8 protein-coding genes and 1 rRNA gene are annotated in these 9160 nt (G+C 33.6%); 3 read left to right on the top strand and 6 right to left on the bottom strand.

Features of this window, described 5'->3' with window-relative positions:
* Nucleotides 1–334 precede the first annotated feature (334 nt).
* Both WBQ70_RS08600 and WBQ70_RS08595 read right to left on the bottom strand, forming a co-directional pair.
* Nucleotides 335–835, bottom strand: coding sequence for a hypothetical protein (locus WBQ70_RS08600; protein WP_423912941.1), 501 nt, complete (start codon nucleotides 833–835; stop codon nucleotides 335–337).
* Between the two features lie 12 nt (nucleotides 836–847).
* Nucleotides 848–1612, bottom strand: a complete 765-nt coding sequence (locus WBQ70_RS08595; RefSeq protein ID WP_423912939.1) for an MBL fold metallo-hydrolase — start codon at nucleotides 1610–1612, stop codon at nucleotides 848–850.
* A 97-nt stretch (nucleotides 1613–1709) separates the two neighbouring features.
* On the opposite strand from WBQ70_RS08595, the gene WBQ70_RS08590 reads away from it, so the two are divergent.
* A complete protein-coding gene (locus tag WBQ70_RS08590; RefSeq protein ID WP_423912936.1) occupies nucleotides 1710–3170 on the top strand; it encodes a TonB-dependent receptor in 1461 nt (486 codons plus the stop codon).
* A gap of 136 nt (nucleotides 3171–3306) precedes the next feature.
* Here WBQ70_RS08590 and bcp read toward each other — a convergent pair whose 3' ends face one another.
* Nucleotides 3307–3759, bottom strand: coding sequence for a thioredoxin-dependent thiol peroxidase (bcp, locus tag WBQ70_RS08585; RefSeq protein ID WP_423912934.1), 453 nt, complete (start codon nucleotides 3757–3759; stop codon nucleotides 3307–3309).
* 241 nt (nucleotides 3760–4000) lie between these two features.
* Here bcp and WBQ70_RS08580 point away from each other — a divergent pair, with 241 nt between their 5' ends.
* Nucleotides 4001–4651: an endonuclease III domain-containing protein gene (locus WBQ70_RS08580; RefSeq protein ID WP_423912932.1), complete on the top strand. Its 651-nt coding sequence runs from the start codon at nucleotides 4001–4003 to the stop codon at nucleotides 4649–4651.
* 62 nt (nucleotides 4652–4713) lie between these two features.
* Here WBQ70_RS08580 and WBQ70_RS08575 read toward each other — a convergent pair whose 3' ends face one another.
* Nucleotides 4714–4857 (bottom strand): hypothetical protein, encoded by a 144-nt coding sequence (locus tag WBQ70_RS08575; RefSeq protein WP_423912929.1) that lies wholly within the window; start codon nucleotides 4855–4857, stop codon nucleotides 4714–4716.
* A 47-nt stretch (nucleotides 4858–4904) separates the two neighbouring features.
* Complete coding sequence (locus WBQ70_RS08570) at nucleotides 4905–5489, bottom strand: RNA polymerase sigma factor (protein ID WP_423912926.1); 585 nt, start codon at nucleotides 5487–5489, stop codon at nucleotides 4905–4907.
* A gap of 311 nt (nucleotides 5490–5800) precedes the next feature.
* Between WBQ70_RS08570 and uvrA the strand changes: the two genes are divergently transcribed.
* Entirely contained in the window at nucleotides 5801–8587 is a 2787-nt protein-coding gene (gene uvrA, locus WBQ70_RS08565) for an excinuclease ABC subunit UvrA (RefSeq protein WP_423912924.1), read from the top strand.
* A gap of 454 nt (nucleotides 8588–9041) precedes the next feature.
* Here the strand turns inward: uvrA and rrf are convergent.
* Nucleotides 9042–9151 (bottom strand): 5S ribosomal RNA (rrf, locus tag WBQ70_RS08560).
* Nucleotides 9152–9160 lie beyond the last annotated feature (9 nt).

Raw genomic sequence — 9160 nt, 5'->3', positions numbered from 1 at the left:
CAGGTTATTTTATCATTTTTTCTATTTGTGCCGTTTGTTATTTAATAGGATGGTCTATAATGAAAATTTTAGTTCCAAAATACAGTCCTATTACCGATTTGTAAAAAAAATAAAATAATACTTATTTTTCCTTAGTTTGATTAATATAATAAAAGGATCGAATACTAATAAAATAGATAACTTAAGTATGCTTGATTTTAATCTGATCAACATTAAACTAACAAAATATTATCTTGATATAGAAGATATTTACACACAAAAAAAAAGCCGTAGACAATGCTTACGGCTCTTATACTTCATTATTTTATACAGGGAAGTTCTATTAATTATTGAATCATTTTTGATGTAATAACGACTGGATTACTTCAAATGAAATAGTATTATCCTCATTTACAAAGTATTTTAACAATACCTCTCCCCAAATTTCACCATCACTATAATCCGCTATAATCCAACGCTGGTTTAAGATTTTGATTTTATTAATTACAAATTTATTAGCCCCTATTTGGTCTTGACCTGTATAAGGATTCCCTTTAGGATTAGAATTCAAATCCAACAATCGTTCTGTTACAAAAGGAATTAGTTTTTCGAATGAAATGGATTTTTGATTATTTTCATTGTCAAAATAGTTTTGAGCATTTTCATTTTTATCCAATGAAAAATAAGCGGCATCATTCAATTTAGTCGTAACTGAAGTCAAGCTGTCTTTTAACTTTTTAGATACTCGTTGGTATCGCATTTGTTCATATTCAACTTCTTTACTGTAAAAAGCGTATGTAAAAATATTTATTAACACTAATAAAATAAAAGCATAAAGTAAAAATGATCTTTTCATTTTGATTGTAAATTATATATTGATTTCTAAATTATCGTAAGCGAGGAAAATATTTGCTGGTAATTTTTTTTGAACTTCTTCATGAAAACCCATTATATGACTAATATGTGTAAGATAAGCGCGTTCTGGATTAATAAGAGCTATAAAATCCAATGCTTCTTGTAAATTAAAGTGAGAAAAATGAGGTTCCTCCCGCAAGGCATTAACGACCAAAACTTTTAAGTTTTTCAGTTTTGCAATTTCCTCTAGTTCAATAGTTTTAACATCAGTCAAATAAGCAAAATCATCTATGCGATACCCAAAAACTTGTAAATCACCGTGCATGACATTAACAGGAATAATCTCTTTATTACCAAGAGTAAAATTCTCATCATTAACGACTTCATGTACTTTGACTGAAGGAGCTCCTGGATATTTATTGACGGTTTCAAATACATAATCAAAACGCATTTTTAAATTATCAATAACTCTTGTATGAGCGTAAATAGGCATTTCGCCCTGTCTAAAATTAAATGGTCGAATATCATCAAGACCAGCAGTGTGATCTGCATGCTCGTGTGTAAACAGAATGGCATCTACTTTTTTACAATTTGAAGCTAACATTTGTTGCCTAAAGTCTGGACCACAATCCACTACACAAGAGTAGTTTTCCCATTGAATCAAAACAGAAACTCGCAAACGCTTATCTTTAGCATCCTTGCTTAAACAAACAGGATGATCGCTACCAATAATTGGAATACCTTGAGAGGTACCTGTTCCTAAAAAATATACTTTCAAATCGTTTTAATTTTTTACAAAAATAACATTAAATATCTTTCATTAGTTATCAAATTCATTAACTTTGTGACATAATAGCCATATTTACACAAAAAAAATGGGTACTGAAATAAAATTAAAGGGTGATAAAGTCATCGAACAAATACCTTCTACTAAGGACAAGGCACTTCGCATCAACTTAAACGAAAACATCTACGGTACTTTTGCTGAAATAGGTGCTGGACAAGAAACTGTTAGGCACTTTTTTAGAGCAGGAGGTTCCTCTGGAACCATTGCAAAAGCTATGTCTGCTTATGACAAAGACTTTAGTGATGCCGTTTACGGTGAAGAACGTGATGGTCGTTATGTTACGGAAAGTCGTTTGAAAAAGATGTTAAATCACGAAGTAGGCTTGATTGAAAAAAGGCTTGACAGAGAAAAACATCCTAATAAAATGTTTTTTAGTTATGCTAATACTGTAGCTACTATTGATTTTGCTAAACAATTCAAAGGACACGGATGGGTAGGTATTAGCTATCAAATCGAACCAGACGAAGCCTATAATGAAATAATTCTTCACATTCGATTCAAAGAAACGGATGTTCGTTTGCAACAAGAAACCTTAGGAATTCTTGGGGTAAATTTAATTTACGGTGCTTATTATAAATATGACGACCCAAAGAAATTGTTACGTTATTTATACGACCATCTTGACAAAGACCAATTAGAAATTGATACCATCAACTTTTCCGGACCACGTTTTAAAGATGTTGACAACCGTTTAATTAGTTTACAACTGGTCAAAAATGGAATGACTGATGCGGTAATGTTCAATCCAAAAGGAAAAAATATTCTGCCTGCTTCTATTTTATACAAAAAAAACATCCTTGCCTTAAGAGGTAGTTTTCGTCCTGTAACTAAAGTAAACATGGACATGTACAAGAAATCCTTGAATATGTTTATTAACGAAAATAAAGTTGACGAAAAAAACACCTTGGTTATTTTTGAAATCACGCTTTCTAATTTACGTTCAGATGGTGAGATTGATGAACGCGATTTTATGGATCGTGCCGAATTACTTTGTTCTCTAGGACAAACTGTAATGATTTCGAATTTTCAAGAATATTATAAAGTGGTTGAATATTTCTCTAATTATACCAAAGCTCGTATGGGATTAGCCATGGGAGTCAACAACTTAGTGGATATATTTGATGAAAAATACTACCGTCATTTGAGTGGTGGGATTTTGGAAGCTTTTGGTAAATTATTCTTTAGAGATATGAAGGTATTTCTATACCCAATGTTTGATGAAGATGGTGTTTTAAACACTTCTCAAAACTTAAAAGTACATCCTCGAATGAAAGAATTATACAAATTCTTTAAATTCAATGGAAAAGTAATTGATATTGAAGATTATGATCCAGACAACTTAGAAGTTTTTTCAAGAGAGGTATTAAAAATGATCCATGAAGGTAAAGCTGGATGGGAACGTATGTTACCTGTAGGGGTTGCCGAATTAATCAAAAAAGACTATCTATTTGGTTATGAACCAACAAAATTTTTAGAAGAGAATCGTTAATTTTTCTAAGATAATAGAAGAAGACAAAAGGGGAATAAAGAATAAAGAAGCAAGAGAAAAGACAAGTCATTGTGTTACTCTTGCTTTTTATATTTCAATAAATTATTTTTAAATTGGAGATACTGCCTCTAGAAAACTATTTCAAAATTTGAGCAGCATGTTCTTTGGTTTTCACCTTTTCGATTACTTCCTCGATGATTCCGTTTTCATCTATGACAAAAGTAGTTCTATGGATGCCATCATACTCACGTCCCATGAACTTTTTAGGTCCCCAAATTCCGAAGGCCTCAATGACTTCTTTGTCTTCATCTGCAATTAATGGAAAGGGCAAATGGAATTTTTCCTTGAATTTAGATTGCTTTTGTTTATCATCAGCACTCACCCCTAACAATTCGTAATTATTAGCTTGAAAACGTTCAAAATTATCGCGTAGATCACAAGCTTCAGCAGTACAACCTGGCGTATTGGCTTTTGGATAAAAGAAAACCACTAATTTTTTTCCTTTATAATTAGTCAACTCATGGACTTTACCATCTTGGTCTATTCCCCAAAATTCTGGTGCTTTATCTCCTTTTTTTAGTGTTGTCATGGATTTATTTTTAAGTTTCTAAGGTCCTGAGTCTCTTAGATGCTGAGGATATTTAGATTTTAGATTCAAAGTTAATAAGATTTTCAGCTTTAATCCAGTTAAAACTAAATAATCTCATTCACAATAGAAATAGCTTAACCTCTTTAAACTTCAATTCTTTCAAAAAACGCCTTAGTTCCTTAGCAACTTTAATCTCAGAACCTAAAAATATACTATTTTTACAAGATATAAATTTACAATAATGACTAAACAAGAGCGTGTAACATTTGTTATAAATACGTTAAAAGAATTATATCCTACGATTCCTATTCCATTAGACCATAAAGATCCTTATACGTTGCTGATTGCTGTTTTGTTATCAGCGCAATGTACGGATGTTCGCGTGAACCAAATTACCCCTTTGTTATTTGCAAAGGCTGATAACCCGTATGACATGATTAAAATGTCTGTGGATGAAATTAAAGAAATTATTCGTCCTTGTGGGCTTTCGCCAATGAAATCAAAAGGTATTCATGGTTTATCACATATCTTGATTGATAAACATGATGGTAAGGTACCACAAAGTTTTGAATACCTTGAAGAATTACCCGCTGTGGGACATAAAACTGCGAGTGTGGTTATGTCTCAGGCTTTTGGCGTCCCTGCTTTTCCCGTGGACACTCATATTCATCGTTTAATGTATCGTTGGAATTTAACTAATGGTAAGAATGTGCAACAAACTGAAAAGGACGCTAAACGAATTTTTCCTGAAGAAATTTGGAACGACTTACATTTACAAATTATTTGGTATGGTCGGGAATATTCACCTGCTCGTGGATGGGATTTAGAAAAAGATATAATTACTAGAACAATAGGTCGTAAATCAATAATTGACAGCTTTGTTCAAAAATAAAAAAAGCAAGATTAAACTGTTTTTGTTTCTACTCTTGCTTTTTTTTCTCTTCTCCCTTTGTACTAGTTCGAAATAATTTCTGTTTTTTTTCCATTAACATCAAGAATTGTTAAGGCTTTGGAATAATTTAACAAAAAAGATATTACTTCTTTTTCAGGTTTCATTACAATAGGGGCAATGTTTTTCTTTGTGTAAATTTTTGCCATTTTTTAGTTTTTTTTTATACTATAACGGCAATTTTATTTTAATATTATTAATTTGTTAAAACAATTTGATACTTATCAATCACTTTTCTCAAATTTGTTATTGCATAACGCATCCTTCCTAGTGAAGTATTGATACTTACTCCTGTAGTCTCCGCAATTTCTTTAAAACTCATGTCTTGATACATGCGCATGACTAACACTTCTTTTTGATCCTCAGGCAGGTGTTCAAGTAATTTACGTACATCGCTTTCAACTTGCTCCACTATTATTTTATTTTCAATAGTAAGCTCATCATCACTCATGATCGAAAAAATTGAAAATTCTTCGGTTTCTCGAAACATAGGCATTTTTTTGTTTCTTCGAAAATGATCTATAATTAGATTGTGCGCAATACGCATTACCCAAGGAAGAAATTTCCCTTCTTCATTATAAGAATCTGATTTTAAAGTTTTAATTACTTTAATGAAAGTATCTTGAAAAATATCGTTTGAAATATCTGTATCTAATATTTTAGAGTAAATAAATCCATATATACGAGATTGATGCCTTATGATTAATGTTTCTAAGGATTTTTCATTTCCTTCAATATATTTTTTTACCAGCAAAGCATCTGGAACTTCGTTATTAGCCATAATTTTCCTTTTTAGTTAGTTGTCTTGGTTTGTTTTTGGGTAATTTTCTAAAAAGTATTTTTGTAGTATAGGCTAATGTTTTTTTTATTTGTTAATTATTTCACCAAATTTAACAAATATTTATTTCAATATACAAATTAAAGGATATAAAATTACATTATATAAAAAAATAGTTCTTTAAATTAAAAAATAAACTGACAAATACCATTCTGTAATCTCAATAAAAAAGGCATTGCCTTAAAAATTTAGGAATTGTTCAACCTCTTTTCTCAATTCAAAAATGCTTACTTTTGTACAAATTGAATTTCTATATGCAAGTTGATATTTCCAAACTAGATCCAAAGAAAAACATCATCATCAAAGGTGCACAAGTACATAATTTAAAAAATGTAGATGTTGCCATCCCTCGCAATAAATTAGTGGTAATTACTGGGCTTTCGGGTTCAGGAAAATCGAGCTTGGCTTTTGATACTTTGTATGCTGAAGGGCAACGGCGGTATGTAGAAAGTTTGTCGTCGTATGCTCGTCAATTTTTAGGTCGTTTAGACAAACCTAAAGTAGAATACATCAAAGGAATTGCACCCGCTATCGCCATTGAGCAAAAAGTTAACACAACTAATGCCCGTTCAACCGTAGGAACCTCAACAGAGATTTACGATTATATTAAATTACTATATGCTCGAATTGGACGTACCTATTCTCCCATTTCAGGAATAGAAGTCAAAAAAAATACCGTTACTGATGTTGTCAATGATATCAAAAACCAAGAAATAGACAGCAAATGGTTACTCCTAGCTCCTATTCATCTTGAAGAAGGACGATCACTGGAGAACAAACTCAATGCATTATTGCAACAAGGTTTTGCCCGTATATTAGTCAATAACGAGATGATACGTCTCGATGACATTGATCAACATTCGTTAGACAGCAAAAACATTCTACTTATCATTGACCGTATTGTGGTCAAAGACGAGGAGGAATTCTATAACAGGCTTGCAGATGCCGTCCAAACCGCTTTTTTTGAAGGAAAAGGGATTTGCTATTTGCAAGAACTAAAAACCGACAAACATTTTTCATATTCCAATAATTTTGAGTTGGATGGGATTACCTTTCTAGAACCGAATGTACACTTATTCAGTTTCAACAATCCTTATGGGGCTTGCCCCGTGTGTGAAGGGTACGGAAACATCATAGGAATCGATGCCGAATTAGTGGTTCCTAACACTTCCTTATCCATTTTTGAAAATGCCATTTTCCCTTGGCGTGGCGATAGTATGGGTTGGTACCGTGATCAATTAGTAAATAGTGCTTATAAATTTGATTTCCCTATTCACAAACCGTTTTTTGAACTAACGAATGAGCAAAAAGAACTTATCTGGACCGGAAATAGTCACTTTGAAGGATTAAACGATTTTTTCAAAGAATTAGAAGCCAAAAATTATAAAATACAAAACCGTGTAATGCTTTCCCGATACCGCGGAAAAACCAAATGTACCGCCTGTAAAGGAAAGCGTTTACGCATCGAAGCATCCTTTGTGAAGATTAACGGCAAAACCGTATCTGAATTGGTGGATTTACCAATTCAGAATTTGGTAAACTTTTTTAGCAAAATAGAATTAGACAAATACGAACAGCAAATTGCCAAGCGTTTGCTTATTGAAATCAACAACCGTCTTTCGTTTTTAACTAAAGTAGGTTTGAGTTATTTGACTTTAAATCGAAATTCGGCTACATTATCTGGTGGAGAGTCACAGCGTATCAACTTAGCGACTTCGTTAGGAAGTAGTTTGGTAGGTTCTATGTATATTTTGGACGAACCTAGTATTGGTTTGCACCCCAAAGATTCGGAGCGATTGATTAAAGTATTGTTATCGTTACGTGATTTAGGCAATACCGTTATCGTGGTAGAACACGACGAAGACATCATGAAAGCTGCTGATATGATTATCGACATTGGTCCAGAAGCTGGGACTTTCGGAGGAGAATTGGTTGCACAAGGCACGTATGAGGAAATCCTAAAATCTGATTCCCTAACTGCCAAATACCTCAACGGAGATCTCGAAATTTCAGTGCCTAAAAAACGCCGTTCATTCAAGAATTTTATCGAAATCATAGGCGCACGCGAAAACAACTTACAAAACATCAATGTTAAATTTCCGCTAGACGTCCTTACTGTAATTACCGGTGTTTCAGGAAGTGGAAAAAGTACACTAGTCAAAAAAATATTGTTTCCAGCCATGCAAAAAAAGCTGGACAATGCTGGCGAAAAAGCGGGTCAGTTTACTGAGATCACAGGCTCATTTTCGCATATAAAACATATTGAGTATGTGGATCAAAATCCTATTGGGCGCAGTTCTCGCTCCAATCCTGTGACCTACATCAAGGCCTATGACGATATTCGTGATTTATTTTCGAAAGAAAAACTATCCAAAATCCGTGGGTACTTACCCAAACACTTCTCCTTTAACGTAGATGCTGGTCGTTGCGAAACTTGTAGTGGTGAAGGAACGATCAATGTCGAAATGGTCTTTATGGCCGATGTCCAATTGCCGTGTGAAACATGTAACGGAAAACGTTTCAAAAAAGAGATTCTCGAAGTCCAGTTTGAAGGCAAAAACATCTACGACATCCTTACATTGACTATTGATGATGCCGTTACTTTTTTCGAAAAAAACAAGCAAGCCAAAATCACACAAAAGCTAAAACCCCTTCAAGACGTTGGTCTAGGATATGTACAATTGGGACAGTCCTCCTCTACTCTTTCTGGAGGTGAGGCACAGCGTATCAAACTGGCATCCTTCCTAGTCAAAGGGGCCACAAAAGACAAAGCACTCTTTGTTTTTGATGAACCCACTACTGGACTCCACTTCCACGATATCAAGAAACTCATGGCATCGTTTGATGCCTTAATCGAAAAAGGACATTCGGTACTCGTGATTGAGCACAATTTGGACTTAATAAAATGTGCCGACTGGATCATCGACCTCGGTCCTGAAGGTGGTGAAAATGGAGGACAACTCCTAGCTGAAGGCACTCCTGAAAACATCGTAAAAATCAAAAAATCAGCAACAGCTAAGTACCTGAAAGAAAAGCTATAATGTTTTATTTCATTAAATCACACAAAAAATTTTACTATATTTGCTTACCATTCATGGAGTAAGAAATTAAAAAGTTATCGTTTCTAAACGCAAAGAAACTTTAAACTTAACTTGCTGGCTGCGTCCATCCCTTAAAACTACTGGTAGAACTATTCATTACAATTTCTCGCTCTTCCTTTGTCAGGATATTGTATTTTGTGCGCTATCCCTCACGTAAGATCGTAGTATTAATTTCTTGTAGTTTTTTGGATTCGGTATAATGCCGAAATAGCATGAAAATAGATCATTTATATTGAACTATATTGACTATATAACAATATAACCGTCCCCAATCTCAAAACAAAATTTTTTGTCTCTCCACAGGTTCTAGGATTGATCCAACTTGATTCGATAATAATTAAAAAACAGTTATAAAACAAAAAACCCCGTTTCATAAGAAACGAGGTTTTTCAAAGAAAGGCGACGACATACTCTCCCACAAAAATGCAGTACCATCTGCGCAGGCGGGCTTAACTACTCTGTTCGGGATGGGAAGAGGTGAGCCCCGCCGCAATAACCACCTTAAGATTATTG

Source organism: Flavobacterium sp., assembly GCF_049590715.1.
Lineage (GTDB): Bacteria > Bacteroidota > Bacteroidia > Flavobacteriales > Flavobacteriaceae > Flavobacterium.
This window is presented reverse-complemented; position numbering and strand designations above follow the sequence as displayed.